The 19297-nt window shown below is 67.9% G+C and carries 26 protein-coding genes; 17 read left to right on the plus strand and 9 right to left on the minus strand.

Going from position 1 to position 19297, the window contains the following annotated elements:
• The 3 genes from PMI02_RS23560 to PMI02_RS23570 all read right to left on the minus strand — a co-directional run.
• On the minus strand, nt 1-453 hold a 453-nt coding region (locus PMI02_RS23560), incomplete at its 3' end, for a phage portal protein (protein ID WP_007687775.1).
• Nucleotides 454-539: 86 nt separating this feature from the next.
• Complete coding sequence (locus tag PMI02_RS23565) at nt 540-1868, minus strand: DNA-packaging protein (RefSeq protein ID WP_007687777.1); 1329 nt, start codon at nt 1866-1868, stop codon at nt 540-542.
• Nucleotides 1861-2370 carry a hypothetical protein gene (locus PMI02_RS23570; RefSeq protein ID WP_007687779.1) on the minus strand — a complete coding sequence of 170 codons (510 nt, stop codon included), beginning with the start codon at nt 2368-2370 and terminating at the stop codon, nt 1861-1863. Before PMI02_RS23570 ends, PMI02_RS23565 begins: the two co-directional genes overlap by 8 nt.
• Before the next feature lie 217 nt (nt 2371-2587).
• Between PMI02_RS23570 and PMI02_RS23575 the strand changes: the two genes are divergently transcribed.
• From PMI02_RS23575 to PMI02_RS23600, 6 genes are all read left to right on the plus strand, one after another.
• The gene (locus PMI02_RS23575; RefSeq protein ID WP_007687780.1) at nt 2588-3226 is read left to right on the plus strand and encodes a YqaA family protein; all 639 of its coding nucleotides are present in this window, start codon (nt 2588-2590) and stop codon (nt 3224-3226) included.
• Between the two features lie 69 nt (nt 3227-3295).
• Nucleotides 3296-4255 (plus strand): TauD/TfdA family dioxygenase, encoded by a 960-nt coding sequence (locus tag PMI02_RS23580; RefSeq protein ID WP_007687781.1) that lies wholly within the window; start codon nt 3296-3298, stop codon nt 4253-4255.
• 40 nt (nt 4256-4295) lie between these two features.
• Entirely contained in the window at nt 4296-5159 is an 864-nt protein-coding gene (locus PMI02_RS23585; RefSeq protein WP_007687784.1) for an alpha/beta fold hydrolase, read from the plus strand.
• A gap of 2 nt (nt 5160-5161) precedes the next feature.
• Nucleotides 5162-5689 carry a nuclear transport factor 2 family protein gene (locus PMI02_RS23590; protein ID WP_007687785.1) on the plus strand — a complete coding sequence of 176 codons (528 nt, stop codon included), beginning with the start codon at nt 5162-5164 and terminating at the stop codon, nt 5687-5689.
• Nucleotides 5690-5852: 163 nt separating this feature from the next.
• Nucleotides 5853-6152, plus strand: a complete 300-nt coding sequence (locus PMI02_RS23595) for an usg protein (protein WP_007687786.1) — start codon at nt 5853-5855, stop codon at nt 6150-6152.
• Nucleotides 6153-6255: 103 nt separating this feature from the next.
• Nucleotides 6256-6807 (plus strand): NADPH-dependent FMN reductase, encoded by a 552-nt coding sequence (locus PMI02_RS23600; protein ID WP_007687787.1) that lies wholly within the window; start codon nt 6256-6258, stop codon nt 6805-6807.
• Between the two features lie 146 nt (nt 6808-6953).
• Here PMI02_RS23600 and PMI02_RS23605 read toward each other — a convergent pair whose 3' ends face one another.
• From PMI02_RS23605 to PMI02_RS23615, 3 genes are all read right to left on the minus strand, one after another.
• The gene (locus PMI02_RS23605; RefSeq protein ID WP_007687788.1) at nt 6954-8207 is read right to left on the minus strand and encodes an aminotransferase class I/II-fold pyridoxal phosphate-dependent enzyme; all 1254 of its coding nucleotides are present in this window, start codon (nt 8205-8207) and stop codon (nt 6954-6956) included.
• Between the two features lie 14 nt (nt 8208-8221).
• Complete coding sequence (locus PMI02_RS23610) at nt 8222-8461, minus strand: acyl carrier protein (RefSeq protein WP_007687789.1); 240 nt, start codon at nt 8459-8461, stop codon at nt 8222-8224.
• 87 nt (nt 8462-8548) lie between these two features.
• Nucleotides 8549-8911: a response regulator gene (locus tag PMI02_RS23615; RefSeq protein WP_007687790.1), complete on the minus strand. Its 363-nt coding sequence runs from the start codon at nt 8909-8911 to the stop codon at nt 8549-8551.
• A gap of 157 nt (nt 8912-9068) precedes the next feature.
• On the opposite strand from PMI02_RS23615, the gene PMI02_RS23620 reads away from it, so the two are divergent.
• The 5 genes from PMI02_RS23620 to PMI02_RS23640 are packed head-to-tail and all read left to right on the plus strand — an operon-like array spanning nt 9069 to nt 12290.
• Nucleotides 9069-9278: a DUF3572 family protein gene (locus PMI02_RS23620; RefSeq protein WP_007687792.1), complete on the plus strand. Its 210-nt coding sequence runs from the start codon at nt 9069-9071 to the stop codon at nt 9276-9278.
• The gene (locus PMI02_RS23625) at nt 9275-9916 is read left to right on the plus strand and encodes a hypothetical protein (protein ID WP_007687795.1); all 642 of its coding nucleotides are present in this window, start codon (nt 9275-9277) and stop codon (nt 9914-9916) included. The genes PMI02_RS23620 and PMI02_RS23625 overlap by 4 nt, the downstream gene beginning before the upstream one ends.
• Nucleotides 9909-10373: a RidA family protein gene (locus tag PMI02_RS23630; protein ID WP_007687797.1), complete on the plus strand. Its 465-nt coding sequence runs from the start codon at nt 9909-9911 to the stop codon at nt 10371-10373. Before PMI02_RS23625 ends, PMI02_RS23630 begins: the two co-directional genes overlap by 8 nt.
• Nucleotides 10354-11142, plus strand: a complete 789-nt coding sequence (locus PMI02_RS23635; RefSeq protein WP_007687799.1) for a glycerophosphodiester phosphodiesterase family protein — start codon at nt 10354-10356, stop codon at nt 11140-11142. The genes PMI02_RS23630 and PMI02_RS23635 overlap by 20 nt, the downstream gene beginning before the upstream one ends.
• A complete protein-coding gene (locus tag PMI02_RS23640; RefSeq protein ID WP_007687801.1) occupies nt 11139-12290 on the plus strand; it encodes a GNAT family N-acetyltransferase in 1152 nt (383 codons plus the stop codon). Before PMI02_RS23635 ends, PMI02_RS23640 begins: the two co-directional genes overlap by 4 nt.
• Nucleotides 12291-12312: 22 nt before the next feature.
• Here the strand turns inward: PMI02_RS23640 and PMI02_RS23645 are convergent, their stop codons facing one another.
• Nucleotides 12313-12654 carry a sel1 repeat family protein gene (locus PMI02_RS23645; protein WP_036505287.1) on the minus strand — a complete coding sequence of 114 codons (342 nt, stop codon included), beginning with the start codon at nt 12652-12654 and terminating at the stop codon, nt 12313-12315.
• Between the two features lie 298 nt (nt 12655-12952).
• On the opposite strand from PMI02_RS23645, the gene dksA reads away from it, so the two are divergent.
• The 5 genes from dksA to PMI02_RS23670 all read left to right on the plus strand — a co-directional run bounded on the left by dksA (nt 12953) and on the right by PMI02_RS23670 (nt 16256).
• Nucleotides 12953-13411 (plus strand): RNA polymerase-binding protein DksA, encoded by a 459-nt coding sequence (dksA, locus tag PMI02_RS23650; protein ID WP_007687804.1) that lies wholly within the window; start codon nt 12953-12955, stop codon nt 13409-13411.
• Nucleotides 13412-13574: 163 nt separating this feature from the next.
• Entirely contained in the window at nt 13575-13940 is a 366-nt protein-coding gene (locus PMI02_RS23655) for a PilZ domain-containing protein (RefSeq protein ID WP_007687805.1), read from the plus strand.
• An 80-nt stretch (nt 13941-14020) separates the two neighbouring features.
• The gene (locus PMI02_RS23660) at nt 14021-15541 is read left to right on the plus strand and encodes an ABC transporter substrate-binding protein (RefSeq protein ID WP_007687806.1); all 1521 of its coding nucleotides are present in this window, start codon (nt 14021-14023) and stop codon (nt 15539-15541) included.
• A 92-nt stretch (nt 15542-15633) separates the two neighbouring features.
• Nucleotides 15634-16017 carry a DUF4112 domain-containing protein gene (locus PMI02_RS23665; RefSeq protein ID WP_036505291.1) on the plus strand — a complete coding sequence of 128 codons (384 nt, stop codon included), beginning with the start codon at nt 15634-15636 and terminating at the stop codon, nt 16015-16017.
• A 38-nt stretch (nt 16018-16055) separates the two neighbouring features.
• The gene (locus tag PMI02_RS23670; RefSeq protein ID WP_007687808.1) at nt 16056-16256 is read left to right on the plus strand and encodes a hypothetical protein; all 201 of its coding nucleotides are present in this window, start codon (nt 16056-16058) and stop codon (nt 16254-16256) included.
• Nucleotides 16257-16258: 2 nt separating this feature from the next.
• Here the strand turns inward: PMI02_RS23670 and recQ are convergent, their stop codons facing one another.
• Together recQ and PMI02_RS23680 are read right to left on the minus strand one after the other, a co-directional pair.
• Nucleotides 16259-18139: a DNA helicase RecQ gene (gene recQ / locus PMI02_RS23675; protein WP_007687809.1), complete on the minus strand. Its 1881-nt coding sequence runs from the start codon at nt 18137-18139 to the stop codon at nt 16259-16261.
• Nucleotides 18140-18232: 93 nt separating this feature from the next.
• Complete coding sequence (locus tag PMI02_RS23680; protein WP_007687810.1) at nt 18233-18799, minus strand: hypothetical protein; 567 nt, start codon at nt 18797-18799, stop codon at nt 18233-18235.
• A 229-nt stretch (nt 18800-19028) separates the two neighbouring features.
• On the opposite strand from PMI02_RS23680, the gene PMI02_RS23685 reads away from it, so the two are divergent.
• Entirely contained in the window at nt 19029-19295 is a 267-nt protein-coding gene (locus PMI02_RS23685; protein WP_007687811.1) for a hypothetical protein, read from the plus strand.
• The last annotated feature ends 2 nt before the right edge of the window (nt 19296-19297 follow it).

The raw sequence follows: 19297 nt of genomic DNA on the forward strand, positions 1-19297 counted from the left end.
CAGGCGGCGGCCCGCCACGTCGTAGGCGAAGGCGGCGGGCCAGCCGTCGTCACCGGCGATCACGCTGACGCGCTCGGGTCGCAGCGCGAACAGCTCGACCGGCTGGCCGCGCGCGTCCTTCAGCACCTGCACGTAGGCGTTGCCGTGGAGCAGCAGGTGCGAGGCCAGCGTCTCCAGCAGCGACTGCCCGGCGCTGGTTTCGGCCACCAGCGCGGCGAGCGCCGGGTCGGCGGGCCTGAGCGGCGCACCGCCGATGCCCTCGGCAACGAGGCGTACTGCGCGCTGGGCGACGGGATTTTCGAGGTAGGCGCGGCGGACGGCGCCGTTGTACTCGAACGGCGCGCGGCCCGCTCCGCCGTCGGCGAAGAACCACGGCGAGGCGGTGCCGCGCGCAAGCGGCACGCGCGGGCTCCCGCTCTTGAAGGCCGCGACTAGGGTTTCGAGGAAGGACATGGGGTTCCTTTCGGGAGGGGATCGGGAGGATGGAAGGCGAAGCCCAAGGACCATCGCGGGGGGGCATTGCTCCCCTGCGTCCGCTGTTAGGTAACTCTGACGCGCGGCTCGGCGGCCTTGCCGAGCATCAGTTCGCTCAAGCCCCAGACCAGCGCGTCCGCCCGGTCCGGCGAGCGCCCCGGTCCCTGGTACGCGCCGCCTACGATGAGGCCGCAAAGTTCGTCCTCCAGCGCCGGGAAACACCCCGCGTGCCGGACGCGGCCCGCTTCGTAGAGCGCGGCGACCGGCTCGGCGCGGGCGACTTTGCCGCGGCTGGCGTGGACCAGCTTGATCGGCAGCGAATGCTGCGCCGCCCGCAGGACAGTGCGGACCATCTCGCCGCCCTGGTTCGCTTCGGCAACGACGCGCTCGGCGTTCCAGGCCTCGGCGGCGCCGGCGACGGCGCGGGCCCAGCGCTCGGGCCCGGCCTTCTCGACCGAGGCGTCGGCGAGAACATGGGCGGTGCCGTCGGGGGCAAGGCCGGCGACGACGATGCCGCAGGCGTCCCCGCCGGACGAGGCGGGCGGATCGACCGCGACGACCACGCGGGTGAGTTCTGGCGCGGCGCTTTCACGGCACAATTCAAGCAGGGCGCGGGTCCACAGGGCGCCTTCGATGTCGGCGATCAGCTCGCCATCCAGCTCCTGGCGACCGAGCAGGCTGCCCTCGTAGGTCTGCTGCATGGCCTCAAGGAACCGCTCCGGCAGATTGGTGCTGTTTTCGAAGGTGCTGCCGCGCGTCACGGCGACCTCTCCGCGTTCGTGCCCTGCAATGAGGCGCATGATGAGTGGTACGCTGCGCGGCGTTGTGGTCGCGACGATGCGCGGATCGCGGCCGAGACGCAGGCCCATGAGCAGGTTGTCCCAGCTGCTGGTGGCCCGCTCCCCGGAGTTGTCCCACTTGGCGATCTCGTCGCACCAGGCGTGGCTGTGCTGGGGACCGCGCAGGGATTCGGGTTCTCCGGCGGAGTACAGGATGGCCTGCGCGCCGTTCGGCCAGGTCAGCCGCCGCAGCGAGGGTTCGAAGCTGGGCTTGCGCCACGGCGCGCCGACCGACAGCAACCCGCTTTCGCCTTCGACCATGACCGACCGCGCTTCGTTGAGGTTCGCGGCGATCAGGGCGATGCGCGCATAGGGGTTCCGCTCGGCCACGGCATTGGCCCATTCGGCGCCGCACCGGGTCTTGCCGAAACCGCGTCCCGCCATGACCAGCCAGACGCGCCAGTCGCCCGGGGGCGCCACCTGCGAGGGACGGGCCCAGTGCTTCCAGAGCCAGGGAAATTCGCTGCGCTCCTTCGGATTCAGCGCCGTCATGAGGTGTTCGAGTTGGCGGGGATCGGCTTCGGACAGCCAGTTCAGCGGGTCCGCCTTAGCCATGGTCGTTTTCGTCCGCTTGGCCCGCCGAGCGCCGCGCGACGACCTGCTGGCGCAGCTGCTCCAGCTTGGCGTCGATGGCGGCGCGCACGGGGCCAAGGTCCTCGCTGTCGCGCATCGCCCTTTCGCGCACGACCGTTTCGCGATGGAGACCGAGCAGGCGAAGGGCGCTGGCGTTGTCGAACTTGACCGCGGCATCCTTGGGTTCACCGAAACGGAGCCGGTGGAGCACTTCCATCTCGAGGTGCTCGTAGCCTTCGAGCAGGGCCGCTCGCCACAGCTCGGCGAATTCCGGGTCCTCGGCGCGGACCTTGTAGGGGCGGGCGGGATGGACGCCGGCGACGACGCTGGCGGCACTGACGTTCGATGTTTCGGCGAGGGCAGCCAGGAATTCGTCGCGCCAGTAGCGGTTGGACTTGTCCTCGGTCGCCATGAGTTCCGCGCTGATCCTGATGCGGCGCTTGGCTGGCGCAGCACCCGGCGAAGCCTGCTGGGGCTCTATCATCTGGGACGATCCTGCTTTTTTGGGGGGATTCGGAGACGGGGTGTCGCCGGGGCGACTCGGTCTTTCGCGATGTTCCTTGTATGTACCGAAACAGCGTGACGATGTCAAGAACAAATAACCAAATAGGTTTTACAGGCATCGCGCTTGATGCTTGCCGCAATGCAGCGCGGCCAGTAAGCAAGGCCCGGATCGGGCGCCGCGCCCTGGGGGGAATTCGATGCTTCGCCGCCTCTACGACTGGACCATGGCCAAGGCCGCGCACCGCCATGCGGAGTGGTGGCTCGCCGCCTTCGCGTTCATGGAGGCGAGCTTCTTCCCCGTACCGCCGCACCCGCTGCTGGGCCTGATGTGCCTGGCCGAGCCGAAGAAGGCGATCCGCTTCGCGGTGATCGCGACGCTCGGTTCGGTCGCGGGCGGCCTCCTCGGCTATGCGATCGGTCACTTCGCCTATGCCGCGTTCGGCGACGCGCTGCTCCACGCCCTGGGCCTTGACGAGAGCTTCCCCAAGGCCGCCTGCTACCTGCGCGACTACGGCGCCGAGATCATCATCGTGAAGGGCGCGACGCCGATCCCCTTCAAGCTGCTGACGATCACCGCCGGCTTCATCGGCATGAACCTGTGGGTGTTCATCGGCGCCTCTATCATCTCGCGCTCGATCAGCTTCATGATCGTGGGCGTGCTGTTCCGGCTTTTCGGTGCGCCGATCAAGGCGGTGATCGACAAGCATCTGGGCAAAGTGACCGTGGCTTTCGTGGTGCTGATCCTCGCTGGCTTCTTCGCCGTCACCATGCTGGGCGGCGGCTCCAAGCAGACCTCGGAGAAGTGCGCCTCGGCTGTGGCGGCAAAATCCGCCTGAGCGACTTTACCCGGCGGCGTTGAGGGCCCAAATTTTCCCGGAGACGATAATTCCGGGAGAGCCGCCAAGATGTCATCCTTCACCACCGCCCCGCTGCAGGAGGGCCTGCCCTTCGGCGTGAGGATCGGCGGGCTCACCTTCGAAGCGCTCGGCGACAGGGCCGTGCGGGACAAGATCGACACTCTGTTCGTGCAGCACGGCATGATCGTGTTCGAGGACGTCGAGCAGACCGACGCCATGCAGCTGGCGATCAGCAGCTGCTTCGGCCCCCTCAAGGAGCATCCGGTCAAGGGCGTCGGCCGCGTCGATTCGGACCGCATGCCCGGTGTCATCGAGATCCGCAGCCGGCGCGGACGCGGCATCGTCGAGGTGGGCGGCAAGCAGCTGTCCCACTGGCTGCCGTGGCATTTCGACCATTGCTACAACGACGAACTCAACCGCGCCGGGGTGCTTCGCTCGGTCGAGCGCGTCGAGGAGGGCGGCATCACCGGCTTCCTCGACGGCATGGCGCTCTACCAGGCGTTCCCCGAGGACCTGCGCCGCCGGATCGAGGACGCCGAGGTGGTCTATACCCTCAGCACCCAGTACGACGATCTGAAGTTCGGCCGCCCCGACGAGTACCGCATGGTCGAACCCAAGCCGATGCCCGCCGGTTTCGCCGAGCAGGTGGCCGAGATGCCGCGCGCCATCCACCCGGCGGTCTGGACCCGGCCGACTGGCGAGAAAGTGCTCCATGTCTCGGCCTACATGGCGCAGGGGTTGGTCGGTGACGAGACGTCGAAGGGCGACGCGCTGCTCGAAGAGGTGTGCCAGGAGATCAACCGGCTCGGCCAGTCGTGCAGCTACCACCACAAGTGGCGCGAGAGCGACATGGCGATCTGGGACAACCTGCGCATGCTCCACTGCGTCTCGGGCAACCACCCGGAGGAGGAGCGGCTGATGTACCGCACCACGATCGCGGGAGATTACGGGCTGGGCCGCTGGGAAACCGAACCGAAGCAGGCCGTCGGCGCGGACGCGATGGCCTGAGCCGGGGCTTGGATCAGGCTCGGCCGGGAGAGGGGCAGGAATGAAGATCGAGGTGAACGGGCTGACGCTCGACTACGAGTTGCTCGGCGAGGAGGGCGCGCCGCCTTTGGTGCTGACGCCGGGCGGGCGCTATCCTCGCGAGACCGCCGGGGTCCCGGAACTGGGCCGGAAGCTGGCCGAGGGCGGCTACCGCGTGCTGCTCTGGGACCGTCCGGGCTGCGGCGCATCGGACATCGCCTTCACCGCGCCGAGCGAATCGGTGATGAACTGCGAGGCGCTGGTCGGGCTCGTCGAAGCGCTGGGCATGAAGGACGTGACGCTGGTCGGCGGCTCGGCAGGCTCTCGAATCACGCTGATGGCGGCCGCGCGAATGCCGGACAATGTGCGCAAAATCGCGATCTGGTGGATCAGCGGCGGGCCGGTTGGCCTTGCCGGGCTGGCGTGGTTCTACTGCGGCGACCAGATCGCGGCGGCCAGCAAGGGCGGCATGGAGGCAGTCGCGGCGCTGCCGAGCTGGGCCGACCAGACCGCCCGCAACCCCAGGATACGCGACATCCTGCTGGCGCAGGACCCGGACGAATACATCGCCGTCATGCAGCGCTGGGCCAAGGCTTTCGCCTATTCCGACGCGACGCCGGTGCCGGGCATGGCCGAGGCGGACTTCGCGAAGCTGACGATGCCGGTCATGACCTTCCGCTCGGGGAAAAGCGACATGGCGCACACGCGCGAGACGTCGGAATGGGTCCACCGCCTGCTGCCGAACTCGACGCTGTTCGAGCCGCCATGGGGCGACCAGGAGTGGAACTACGTCTCGACCTTCCCGGTAGACACCGCCGCCCGCCGCGGCCGGTTCGAGCGCTGGCCGCTGATGGCGCCGATGCTGATCGATTGGCTGAAGGACTGACCATGGAACTCGCGGAACTGATCGACCGGCACCAGATCCATCAGGTCCTGCTGCGCTACGCACGTGGGCTCGACCGGCTGGACAATGCACTGGCGCGCGGTTGCTACTGGGACGATGCGATCGAGGACCACGGCCATTTCGTCGGCACGCCGGACGACTTCGTGCCCTGGGCCGATGGCACCACCCTGATGTTCGAGGCGACGCAGCACGCCATCCTCAACCACGTCTGCGACCTCCAGGGAGACGAGGCGTTCTGCGAGACATACTACCACTTCTCGGGCGTCACCGCCGAAGGGCCGAACTTCATGTCCACCGGGCGATACGTGGATCATTTCGCCAAGCGCGGCGGCGAATGGCGCATCGCCAACCGCGTGACCATCGTCGAGGGCACTTACGACGTGCCCAAGGCCGGCCTCGCGCCCTCGCCGATGACGGCCTACACGGCGGAGGAACCCTGCCAGGCGAGCCGCGACCGCAGCGACGTCAGCTATCACCGCCCGCCCGTGCCGAGGCGACCGAAAGCGGTTTAAGAGCCGGCAGGCTCGTACCTTCCCGCTCGCCGCGAACGGGAAGGCCGTTTTTTGTTCGCCCTTCCAGCCGCTTGACTGCCGCCGCCGATATGTCATCTTTCGACTGCTGCACCGCAACATGGAGCAGGGCGCTCCATCCGCACGCGGTGCCGGAAGGAGGAACATGGCCTGCCTGCCGCCTGCAACCCCGACCCAAGCCGCGCCGGATTTCCTGCGCCAGCTGCAAGGCTATGGCCTGACGACGATCGAGGTCCATTACTTCCTCCCCGACCATCCCAGCCTGCTTCAGCTCTTTGCCTTCCAGCAGTACGACGTCGCCCCGCGCTTCCCGGTACTGCGCGGGTTCCTCGACTACTGGCGCCGCGAGATCGAGGGCGCGCTGCATTCGGTGCGCATCGCTCACCAGCACCTCATCGGCCCGCACGAGTGGCGCGCGGTGGACGGGATCATCTCGATCCACTGAGCGGAAACGGGGGCGGGGGGAACCGACCCCAGCGAAACGGTCTTTCCCCTGACACCGAATGCGGCGATCCTTGCCGCCCGTTCCACTCCCGCAAGGAGTTTCCATGCCCCTCAATATCGCAGTCGTAGTCGGCAGCCTTCGCGCCGAATCGTACAACCGCCAGCTGGCCGAGGCGCTGGTCCGCCTGCCCGCCGCAGAAGGCCATGCCTTCACATTCGCCGACATCGGGTCCCTGCCGCTCTACGACCAGGACGACGACCGCGACCAGGCGCCCGGCGTCAAGGATCTCAAGGCGCTGATTTCAGGCTCGGACGGCGTGCTGTTCGTGACGGCGGAGTACAACCGCTCGATCCCCGGCTTGCTCAAGAACGCGATCGATCACGCCTCGCGCCCTTATGGGCAGAGCGCCTGGGCCGGCAAGCCTGCAGGCGTGATCGGCGTATCGATCGGCGCGATCGGCACCGCGCTGGCGCAGCAGCATCTGCGCAACGTGCTCGCCTACCTCGACATGCCGACGCTGACGCAGCCCGAGGCGTTCATAGGTTGGAAGGATGGCCTGCTGAATCCCGACGGCACCGTGGGCGAGGGCTCCGCCGAATTCCTCGGCGGCTGGATGACCGCGTTCCTGGGGCTTGTCGAGGTCCACAAGGGCTGAAGACGACGTCGTCCCGGACCTGATCCGGGACCGCTGGAAGGCCGCGCCCGGTGTCAGGCCGGGCGCGGCGCTTCGGTGGCGTTCGGAGAGGTCTCGCCTCAAGGTTGCCCGGCGGTCCCCGCTTTCGCGGGAACGCCGGCTGTCGGTCAGCCCAGAATCCCCACGGCCTTGCCGGCGCGGGTGAACATGCCGATGATCTGCTGGACCTGTTCGGCCGAGTGCTCGGCGCAGAGCGAGCAGCGCAGCAGCGTCATGTTGGCAGGCGTCGCCGGCGGGCGGGCGAGGTTCACGTAGAGGCCCTCATGCAGCAGGGCCTCCCACATCGCGGCGCCGCGCTCTAGGTCGGGCATGATGACGGCGATGATCGCGCTCTGCGGGCTCTCCGTGCCGAGCTGGAAGCCGGCGTCGGTCAGGCCCTTGTGCAGGACCTTGGAGTTCTCCCAGAGGTGCTCGCGCTTGGCCTTGCCGTCCATGAGCTTGCGGATCGAGGTGGCGGCGGTGGCGACCACGCTCGGCGGCAGGCTGGCGGTGAAGACGTAGGGGCGGCAGACCAGGCGCATGATCTCGAACTTGGGGTGGTTCGACACGCAGAAGCCGCCGACGGTGCCGACCGACTTGGAGAAGGTGCCGATCACGAAGTCGACGTCGTCCAGGCAGCCCTGGTCCTCGGCCACGCCGCGTCCGTTCGGGCCGATGAAGCCCATCGAATGCGCCTCGTCGACCAGCACCATCGCGCCGTACTTTTTGGCGACGGCGATCATCTCCTTGAGCGGGGCGATGTCGCCCATCATGGAATAGACGCCCTCGAGGATCACCAGCTTGCCAGCGCCCTCGGGAATGCGGCGCAGGCGCTTTTCCATCGCCTCGATGTCGTTGTGCTTGAACGGCACGACCTCGGCGTCGCCCATCTTGCAGCCGTCCCAGATGGAAGCGTGGCTGTCGATGTCGAGGATGATGTAGTCACCCTTGCCGGCGATGGTCGAGATGATGCCCAGGTTCGCCTGGTAGCCGGTCGAGAAGACCATGGCGTGATCCATGGCGTAGAAGTCGCAAAGCGCCTGCTCGACCGCCTTGTGCCCGGCATAGGTCCCGTTGAGGACGCGGCTGCCGGTGGTGCCCGAACCAAAGTCGTCGAGCGCCTGCTTGCCCGCGGCGATGACGTCGGGGTCGAAGGTCATGCCCATGTAGTTGTAGGTGCCGAGCAGGATCGTCTCGCGCCCGTTGCAGATCGCCACGGTGGGCGAGACCACGCGCTCCATCACCATGCCGAACGGGTCGGTCACGCCGGTGGAGAGCAGGTCGGTGCGCATCTGGATCAGCGAATCGAACTTGCTGAACAGGTCCTTCTCGCCGCCCACGAGGGTTTCGGGCTGGTCGGGCTGGTTCACGGCTTCGGTCATGGGTATTCTTTCTCTCAGCCCTGGAGCTTGACCACGGCGTCGACGAGCTGGCCGTAGTTCTCGATCTCGGCCTGGGCGTTCATCGAGATGATGATGTCGAACTCGTCCTCGATGGCGGCGACGAAGTCCATCACCGTGAGGCTGTCAAACTCAAGGTCGTCGGTGAAGCGGGTCGCGTCGGTCACGGCGACGCCCTTCTTGTTGAAGGGCTCGATCAGGGCGGCGATGCGGGCCGAGGTCTCTTCGCGGTCCATGGGGTATCCTTCCGAAAGGTCGTCGGCGCTCTGGCCGGGAATTGCGGCGCAAAAGCGGCGCGAGGGTATCATGTCAAGCGGGGTGTATCAGAGAAGCGCCCGCACCGCCTGCATGAAGGGCCCGATCGACACCGGCTTGGCGAGGTAGCCTTCCGCTCCTGCCTCGCGGATGCGTTCCTCGTCACCCTTGCCGGCATAGGCGGTGACGGCGAGGATGGGGATCGCGCGCAGCACCGGGTCCTTCTTCGCCGCCTCGATCAGGTCGAGGCCCGAGACGTTGGGCAGCTGGATGTCCATGATGACGAGGTTGGGCACGAACTGGCGCGCGCGTTCCAGTGCGTCGAGCCCGTCGCCCACCGGCTCCACGGCGAAGCCCTGGCTGCGGAGCACGTCGCAAAAGAGCTTCCGGTTGAGATCGTTGTCCTCGACAACGAGGATTCGCTTTGCCATTCGACGCCCTGATGACCATCTGGAGGGAACATACCCCTGCCAGGGTTCGGCACACGTCTATTGCACGAGAGCGAGGCTGACAATTCTTCGAGATACGCCATCCCCATCCGGTTCCGACGGCGACCCGCAGGCCCTGGCGCTCAACGCGCTGGGCTGGGTGCTGGGCGAGCAGGACCGCGCCGACCGTTTCCTGTCGCTGACGGGCCTGACGCCGGAGGACCTGCGCGCTTCGCTGGGTGAGCCCTCGACACTGGCGGCGGTGCAGGAATTCCTGTGCCAGCACGAGCCGGACCTGCTGGGCGCCGCCGATGCGCTGGGCGTATCGCCGCAGACGCTGGTCGCCGCGCGTGAAGGGCTCGGCGCATGACACGTCCGCTGCTCATCACCGACTGCGACGAAGTGCTGCTGCACATGATCAAGCACTTCCGCGACTGGCTGGCCGAGGACGAAGGCATCGAATTCGACATGGCCGGCGGCGAGTTCTTCCGCTCGATGCGCCGCGTCGGCAGCGACGTGCCGCTGGAAAACGAGGAGATGTGGGCGCTGCTCAATCGTTTCTTCGACGGCCAGATGCACCGCCAGACCCCGATCGAGGGCGCGGTGGACGCGATCGCCGCGATCCGCGAGCATGCCGACGTGGTCGTGCTCACCAATCTCCTCGATTTCCGCCGCGAGGCGCGTGAGGCCCAGTTGGCAGGCCACGGCATGCCGCTGCGGGTCTTCACCAACCAGGGGCCGAAAGGCCCGGCGCTCCAAGCGATCCTCGACGAGTACAAGCCCAGCCGCGCTGTCTTCATCGACGACCTGTCGCAGCATCACGGCTCGGTCTTCGAGGTTGCGCCCACGGTTCGCCGCCTCCACCTTTGCGGCGAACCGCAGATCGCCCCCGGCATCAAGTGCGCGCTGAAACTCGGTCATGCGCACGCGCGCATCGACGACTGGGGCAGCGCGCTCCCCTGGCTGCTCGACAGCCTGACCCGTGAAGAAGAGGACATTCATGAGTAACATCGACGCCCGCCTGGACGAACTCGGCCTCACCCTGCCCGAAGCCGCCGCACCGGTGGCGGCCTACGTGCCGGTCGTCGTTGCGGGCGGGCTCGCCCATGTCTCGGGGCAGCTGCCCTTCGTCGAGGGCAAGCTCGTCACGGGGCGGCTTGGCGAGAACGTCTCGCTCGAGGCCGGGACCGAGGCGGCGCAGGCCTGCGCGGTGATGATCCTGGCGCAGCTCAAGGCTGCGCTCGGCTCGCTCGACCGGGTGGAGCGGATCGTCAAGCTGGGTGCCTTCGTCAATTCGGCCGGCAGCTTCACCGACCAGCCCAAGGTTGCCAACGGCGCTTCGGAACTGATGGTCGCGGTCTTCGGCGAGGCCGGCAAGCATGCCCGCAGCGCCGTCGGCGTGCCCGTCCTGCCGCTGGGCGCCGCTGTCGAAGTGGACGCCATCGTTGCCGTTCGCCCTGCTTGACCGCTGGCTTTCGCCTGTTCCCGATCCGCGCAAGGTCGCGTGGATCGGCGAGCAGGACTTTGCCCACCGCGGGCTGCACGGCGGCAATATTCCCGAGAACTCGCGCACGGCCTTCGCACGGGCCGTCGCCGAGGGGCACGGCATCGAACTGGACGTGCAGCGCTCCAGCGACGGGCAGCCGGTGGTCTTCCATGACGACCTGCTGGAGCGCCTGACCGCCGAGGCCGGGCCAGTGGCCCGCCGCAGCGCCGCGCAGCTGGGCGCCATCGCCCTGTCCGGCACGGTCGAGGGCGCCACCGAGACGATCCCCACGCTGCGCCAGGTCCTCGCCCAGGTCGCGGGCAAGGTGCCCCTGCTGATCGAGGTCAAGTCCGACCGCCATACCCGCATCGCCGCGCTGTGCCTCGCGGTGCGCCGCGTCCTCGAAGGCTATACCGGCCAGCATGCAGTGATGAGCTTCGACCCGCGCGTCTCGCGCTGGTTCTGGCGCAATTCCCCGCACACCGTCCGCGGCCTGATCGTTTCGGAGGGGGAGGACAGGGCACTGCCGGGCAAGCTGCGCCGCCGGCTGGGGCTGTGGCATGCGCGGCCCGAATTTCTCGCCTACGACGTGCGCGACCTGCCCAGCCGTTTCGCCGCCGGGCAACGCCGGCGGGGCCTTCCGGTAGCGACCTGGACGGTGCGCGAGACCGAACATGACGAACGCGCCGAGGCTTACGCCGACGCCGCCATCTTCGAGATTCATGCAGGGAGTGACGGGCACCTGTGAGCGCTGACGAACATCGGGGCAGTTTTTCCGCACGGGTCCTCGGCGGGGTCGGCGAACTGCCGGCGGAGGCGTGGGACGCGCTGACCGGCGGCGGCAATCCCTTCGTCTCCCACGCCTTCCTGACCGCGATGGAGCAGTCGCGCAGCGTCGGTCCGCGCAGCGGCTGGACCCCGCTCCCTATCGTCATCGACGGGCCCGACGGCAGTCTCGCCGCTGCGCTCCCCGCCTATCTCAAGGACCACTCCCAGGGCGAATACGTCTTCGACCACGCCTGGGCGGATGCCTGGCACCGAGCCGGCGGGTCCTATTATCCCAAGCTCCAGATCGCGGTGCCATTCACCCCCGCCACCGGCCCGCGCCTGCTGACCCCGCATCCCGAACTCGCCCTGCCGCTCCTGCGCGCGGCCGAGACGCTGTGCCGCGACAACGGACTGTCCTCCGCCCACGCGACCTTCATCGAGCCCGAGCAGGTCGCCGTGTTCGAGGCGGCCGGCTGGCTGCTGCGCGAGGATATCCAGTTTCACTGGGAGAACCGCGACTACGGAAATTTCGACGATTTCCTCGGCGCCCTGTCATCGCGCAAGCGCAAGGACCTGCGCAAGGAGCGCGCGAAGGCACAGGAGGGCGTGGAAATCCGCGTGCTCACCGGCGAGGCGCTCAAGGAAGAACACTGGGATGCGTTCTGGGACTTCTACCAGGACACCGGCGCACGCAAATGGGGCCGCCCCTACCTTACGCGCGAGGCGTTCAGCCTATTGGGTAAGACGATGGCCGACAGCATCCTGATGGTGCTGGCGTTCGACGAGGACGGCGAGGCGATCGCCGGCGCCCTCAACTTCATCGGCGAGGAAGCGCTCTACGGCCGCTACTGGGGGGCGCGGGTGGACAAGCCGTTCCTGCACTTCGAGCTGTGTTATTATCAAGCCATCGACGCCGCGATCGCCCTTGGCCTCAAGCGCGTCGAGGCGGGCGCGCAGGGCGGGCACAAGCTGGCGCGGGGATATGAGCCGGTGCGCACGGTTTCGGCGCACTACATCGTCCACGAATCGCTGCGCAGCGCGATTGCCGACTATCTCGAGATGGAGCGCGCCGGCATCGCCCAGGACCAGCTGTCGCTCGGCGGGCGGACGCCTTTCAAGAAAGCCTAGGTCCTCTCGCTCCGCGGAGTGTTCAGGCTGCCTTGCGCATAGATCCGGCGAGCCACTGGCGCGCGCGGCGCTGGGCTTCGGCGATCTCGCGGGCGGTCATGTCGTCGGAGACTTCGGCGCGGCAGTGGGTGGCTTCCTCGTGTCCGGCGACGGCGGCGAGGTTGAACCACTTGTGCGCTTCGACGAGGTCGCATGCCACGCCGTTGCTGCCGGTCGAATAGGCGACGCCAAGGTCGAAACAGGCGTCGCAGTCGCCGTCGGCGGCGGCGACCAGGGCTCCAGCCACGACCATGTCGCCAGCGGAGGCGAAATCGAGCACATCGGCCGAGGCCGCATCGGTATGCTTAATCCAGGCAGCTTCCATCGTCAGTTCCATGATCCTCAGATCGACGCATTCCTTTGCAATCGATGATCCGAATTTCGATGATTCGCCCGAACATATAGTTAACGTCGACTGCGAGCCTTCCCGGTCAAGGCGCTGTACCTGTCCCATTCCGAACCTGCGTTAACTTTTTTGTGGACGATCGATCATATCCGCTTGTGCCGAGATTTGTGCGCAACTATAGGCCCCACGAACCGCGGATCGTTGTACGGTTACCGGGAAAAACCCGGGGCTGCAGGGCGTTGGCGATCCGATGGAGACACTTGCGGAGTTTCTCTGGATGGCAACGGCCCTAGCTGACGAAATCGATGTACTGGCAAAGGCGAAGCGCGCGATTGGCGGCGCCTATCTCCCCACTGCCGACGAAACCTACATGAACGAAGGGCAGCAGGATTATTTCCGGAAGCTGCTCATGGCCTGGAAAAGGTCCATCCTCGATGCTTCGGCGGGTACGCTGCAGCAGCTCCAGGACGGTCCGATCCGCGACGCAGACCTCAACGACCGCGCCTCGAGCGAGACCGACTGGGGTATCGAGCTGCGCACCCGCGACCGCCAGCGCAAGCTGATCGCCAAGATCGATTCGGCGCTGCGCCGGATCGAGGAAGGCGAATATGGCTACTGCGAGGTCACCGGCGACCCGATCGGCCTCGGCCGGCTCGAAGCCCGCCCCATCGCGACGATGACGGTCGAGGCGCAGGAAGCGCACGAGCGCCGCGAAAAGGTCTCCCGCGACGACTGAGCTATCCTTGATGACCGGGCCGGCGCGGGGCCGGGACCCGGTCATTAAGCCTTTGTTTGCCATTGCCTGCTAGGCATCGAGGCTGAGGCGCGTTATCCTGCGCGTGCCCGCCCCCTCGGCGCGGCCGAATGGAACGTGCAGGCTCGAATGCCGGACGGAGCGCATGAACGAAGGTGAAAATCGGCAGATTGCGCGCGACAGCCTGTTCCTCATGGCTGACTTGCGCGTCGATGGCCTAGACAGCGATTTTCGCATCAAGGTCCGCAACCTGTCGGCCGGCGGCATGATGGGCGAGGGCTCGGTGCGCGTGGTTCGCGGAACCGTGGTGCAGGTCAACATCCGCAACGTCGGCTGGGTCGAAGGTTCCGTGGCCTGGGTCCAGGACAGCCGTTTCGGCGTCGCCTTCCGCGAGGACATCGATCCCCGTCTCGCCCGCGAGCCGGTCAGCCGGGTGGAGGACCCGACGCCCGAATTCATCCGCAAGGCGCAGGTTCGCGTGGCTGCCGATACCGTCGTGCGCAAGATCTGACACCGCTCCGGAAAATTTCCCGTCTGCTTTTTTCCCCGCACGCATTTGCGGCGCGGGCCAAATGGACTACTCGGTCCCGCATGCTCTCCCAGCGTCCCAAGCGCCCCGGTAGTGGGGTTCTGGCCGTTTTGGCGGCGCTGTCGCTGGCCTCGTGCAGTGCTTACGACAATTCCGCGCTCGACGTCGCCGTCGTGGACGAGCCCCATCCGCTTCAGGACGACACCCGTCTCGCCCCGGCCGACCAGATGCTGCGCGCCGCCACGGCCGAGGGGCTCGTCGCCTTCGACGACGCCGGGCGGGTCATCCCCGCACTTGCCGACCGCTGGATTGTCACCGACGACGGGCAGAGCTACATCTTCCGCCTGCGCGAGGGCAACTGGCCGGGCGGCGATCCGCTGACTGCCGATTCCGCGCGCCGGGCGATCCGTGCGGCGCTGAAGGCGCTCGGCAACGCGCCGCTGGCGCGCGACCTCGACGGTATCGACGACGTGCGCGCCATGGCCGGGCGCGTCATCGAGATCCGGCTCAGCCGGCCGATGCCCTATCTGCTCCAACTGCTCGCCCAGCCCGAACTCGGCCTCGACCACGAGGGCAAGGGTGCCGGCCCGATGACCCTGTCGCGCAAGGGCGACGTCGCCGCGCTCACTCCGATCGAACCCTCGCGCCTCGGTCTTCCGGGAATCGAGAACTGGGCCGACCGCACCCGGCGTGTCCAGCTCCATGCGCTGCCGGGCCCCGCCGCCATCGAGGCTTTCAACGCCGGCGAGGTCGATCTCGTGCTCGGCGGCCGGATACAGGATTTCATGCTGACCCGCTCGGTCGGCATCCTGCGCGGTACGATCCAGCTGGACCCGGTGGTGGGGCTGTTCGGCCTGCAGGTGATGACCGACAAGGGCTTCCTCGCAGACCCGGCCAACCGCGAGGCCCTGGCCATGGCGATCGACCGCCCCGCGTTGATCGCGCCGTTCGGCGTCGGCGGCTGGTCGCAAACCACGCGCCTCGTTACGCCCAGCCTCGATGGCGACCTCGGCGCCATCGGCGAGCGCTGGGGCGAGCAGTCGCTGGAGGACAGGCGGGCGCTGGCGGCATCGCGGGTGCGTGGCTGGCAGGCGCGGGCGAAGGCGCCGTCGGACAGCAAAGATAGGCCCGCCGTCCCCTCGGGCCCCATTCGTCTGAGCGTGTGGCTGCCCGAAGGGGGCGGTTCGAAGCTGCTGTTCGATCGCCTCCTTGCTGATTTCGCGGCCATCGGCGTGCGGCTGGACCGCGCGCCCGATGTGAAAGGCGGCGACCTTGCTCTGGTCGACGACGTCGCGCGCTATCCGCGTGCCGCCTGGTTCCTCAACCGGCTCTCGTGCCAGGGCGGCAGGGCGCTCTGCTCGCCGGAAGCCGATGCCCGCGTCGCCAAGGCGGCGAAGGCGGCGACGCCCGCGGAGCGCGCGGCTCTGCTGACCGAGGGCGAGGCGGAACTGACCTCGGCCAACGTCTTCATTCCCTTCGGCACGCCGATCCGCTGGTCGCTCGTGCGCGGCAGCGTCGACGGCTTCGCGACCAACGCCTGGGGCTGGCATCCCTTGATGCCCCTGTCCTGGCTCCCCAAGTAAGACGAGCGGCGATCGGCCGCTTTCGAAGAGAGGTCAGGCATTTGGTCACAGGATCAGGCACCACGGGACCCGGCGCCGCACGGCGCAGGGAACTGGACCTCCCGCTCGGCAACGATCCGGTTTCGGTGCGTCGCCGCGTCGAGGCGCTGGAGCGTGTGCTGGAGCGCGCGATCACCGTGCCCGGCATCAACCGTCAGGTCGGCCTCGATTCCATCGTCGGCCTCGTTCCGGTGGCAGGCGACCTGATCGCTGCGGCCATGGGGATGTACCTCGTCTGGGAAGCGCGCAACCTGGGCATGTCGAAGTGGCAACTGGCGCGCATGACTGCGAATGTCGGCTTCGATACGCTTGTCGGCGCGATCCCGCTGGCGGGGGACCTGTTCGACTTCCTGTTCCGCTCGAACAGCCGCAACCTGAAGATCATCCGCAAACACCTCGACAAGCACCATCCGCATACGCGCGTGATCGAAGGCTGACGCTTTCGCGCCGGGTTGCATCCCGCTATGGGTGGCGCATGACAGCGGCCCGCCTCATTCCCCTCTGCATCGTCCTCTCCGTGGGCGCCTGCTCCAAACCCGATACCGCGCCTGGGCCGGGGGGCGTCACCATGGGCGAGGCGCGCGCTTTGGATGAAGCCGCCGCGATGCTCGACGAACGCCGGCCGCCGGCCGAGGCGCTGCAGCCTTCGCAGGTGCAGCCGACGCCCGGTGGCTGACGTCAGAACCGCTTGATGACGGCAAGGAACGCGTCGCCGTAGGCATCGAGCTTGCGCGCGCCGACTCCGCCGACACCGCCTAGTTCGGATAGCGACGATGGCCTGGCCGCGGCCATTTCGCGCAAGGTCGAATCGTGGAACACCACGTAAGGCGGGACGCCTGCGTCCAGCGCCAGCTCGCGGCGAAGTTCGCGCAGGGCCTCGAACAGCGGATCGCCGATGGGGTTGGCGGTGTCGCCGCTGCCGCGCTGGCGGCGCTTGCGTTCGGACTTGGGCGGCACGACGATCGCCACCGAGGCATCCCCCTTGAGGATCGCGCGCGCGTCTCCCCCGAGCGCAAGCCCGCCGTGTTCGGTGGGCGTCAGGCTGCCGCGCGCCTGCAGGGCGCGGGCGAGGGCTTTCAGCAGCGGTTTTTCATCCTCGGTGAGGATGCCGAAGACCGAGAGCTGGTCGTGCCCGCGTTGGAGCACGCGGTCGTCCGAGACGCCGGTCAGGACTTTCTCCAGATGGCCGAGACCGTAAGTCTGCCCGGTGCGGTAGACCGCCGAGAGCAGCTTGCGCGCAAGGTCGGTCACGTCGACCACACCGACCGGATTGAGGCAGTTGTCGCAGTTGCCGCAGGTTTCGGGCGGATGCTCGCCGAAGTGGCGCAGCAGCACGGCGCGGCGGCAGGCGGCGGTTTCGACAAGGCCGGCGAGGGAATCGAGGCGCTGGCGTTCGCTCGCGAGGCGGTGGGGCTCGATCTCGGAGAGGCGCTGGCGGGCGCGGGCGAAGTCGTCCGCGCCCCAGAACATCACCGCCACCGAGGGGTCGCCGTCGCGCCCGGCGCGGCCGGTTTCTTGGTAGTAGCCTTCGATCGACTTGGGGATGCCCGCATGGGCGACGAAGCGGACGTCGGGTTTGTCGATGCCCATGCCGAAGGCGACGGTAGCGACCATCACCATGTCCTCGGACGCGACGAAGGCGGCCTGGTTGCGCGCGCGCACCTCGGGCGGCAGGCCGGCGTGATAGGGCAGCACGCGGCGGCCGGTGGCGGCGGCGAGGCTTTCGGCCAGCTGCTCCACCCGCGCGCGGGTGGGCGCGTAGATGATGCCGGGGCCGGGGTTGTCCTCGACCACGGCCTTCAGCTGGCGGCCGGCATTGTCGCGCGGCTGGATCGTGTAGCGGATGTTCGGCCGGTCGAACCCGGCGACAATCAGGCCCTCGTCCGGGATGCCGAGCTGGGCGAGGATGTCCTTGCGGGTGTGGTTGTCCGCCGTCGCCGTCAGTGCCAGGCGGGGCACGTTGGGGAAGGCGTCGAGCAGCGGGCGCAGCAGGCGGTAATCGGGCCGGAAGTCATGGCCCCACTCGGAAACGCAGTGCGCCTCGTCGATGGCGAAGAGGCCGACCCGCGCGTTCATCAGCAGCTCGCGGAAGTGCGGCTGGCTGGCGCGTTCCGGGGCGATGTAGAGCAGGTCCAGCTCGCCGGCGCGGAAGGCGTCGAGCGTTGCCCCTCGGTCGTTGTCGGCGCTGGTCAGCGTCGCCGCGCGGATGCCGTTGGCGCGGGCCGAGCGCAGCTGGTCGTGCATCAGCGCGATCAGCGGCGAGACGACCACGCAGGTCCCCTCCAGCAGCACGGCGGGAAGCTGGTAGGTCAGCGACTTGCCCGCGCCGGTCGGCATGATGGCGAGGGTGGAGCGGCCGTGCAGTACGCGGTCGACGACCTGGTCCTGAACGCCGCGCAGCGAGGAGAAGCCGAAGACGTCGTGCAGCGCTTTCGCCACCGCTTCCTCGCTGGGCGGAATAGCGGGCGACCAGTCCACGTCAGGGGCGTGGAGGTCCATCATGTCGGCGTCGGGTTCGCCGTAGAAGGTCGTCTCGAAAGGCCAGTCGTCGTCGTTCACGCGGGCGACTATGGCAGAGGCGGGCGCGACATGGAAACCGTGGGCGCGCGAGTTTCCTCCGCTTTCGCGGTCAACCGGGCCTGATTGCGACCTTCAGGCCCAAAGCTCGGGGTGCCTCAGCAGCAGCGCCTGGACGAGGATCAGGGTCTTCGCGTCGGCCAGCGCGCCGGACAGGGCCTGCTCGCGCAAAGTGTCGAGGGCGATCTCGTGGACGGTGATGTTTTCGTCCTCGCCATGCGCGCCGCCGCCTTCGCCGACCCGGTGCTCGGCGGAATACGGCGCGAGGTATAGCTGCACGCGCTCGGTCGACACCGGGCAGAGCGGCCAGACGTTGGCGACGGGCTCGAGTGCGCCCAGCCGCAGCCCGCCTTCCTCGAAGGCTTCCTCGACGATGCGAGCCTCGGGCGCGGCGCCATCGAGGTTGCCGGCGATCGCCTCGAGCAGCGGCGGTTCGCCCGCCGCGAGCACCGCCGCGCGGGGCTGTTCGATGAGCATGCACACGCGCCTTGCGGGGTCGTAAGGGAGGACCGCCACTGCCGAGCCATTGTCGAGCAGGTGGCGCTCGACAATGGCGCCGTCCGGCATTTCGACCTCCAGCCGGAAGAACTTGTACCACCCGTCGTAGACGAGCGTGCGGTTGGCGATGCGTGCCGTTGTCATGGACCGAATCGTGTGCGGGTACGGCGGATGTTGCAAGTGCGAAGTAGTGCGATGGAGGCGCCGCGCGGCGGGGCGATCGATCTGATTTTTTAGCTAGCTCGTAGAAATCCCGAGCGCGTCCTTCAGCGGCAGTTGGGTGGTCCGATGATAGCAGGAAGGTGTTGTAAACGATTACGGATCGCGGGGATCCGGTCGGGTCGCAGCACTCTCAGGATCGGAAACAAGAACTATGGGTCGCTACGTGCAGGATGCGTTCGTCGGGCGCGGCGAGAGCCGGTGGTGCTGGCAGAACGAGATGGAATTCGCCGAGAAGGCACACGTCCTGAAGATGCTGGCGCGGGAACTGGGCCAGGATACCACGCCCGCCATAGACGAACTGGCGCAGCATGGCCTTGACGCCGCGCTGGGCGTGCTTTCGGTGGCGACCGGCGGCAGCGTCGGCGAGGCGTACCTGCGCCACCGCGCCCTGTGGCGGGCGGGGCAGTCGATCGCGTGAAA

Origin of the sequence: Novosphingobium sp. AP12, assembly GCF_000281975.1 — a bacterium.
Classification (GTDB): domain Bacteria; phylum Pseudomonadota; class Alphaproteobacteria; order Sphingomonadales; family Sphingomonadaceae; genus Novosphingobium.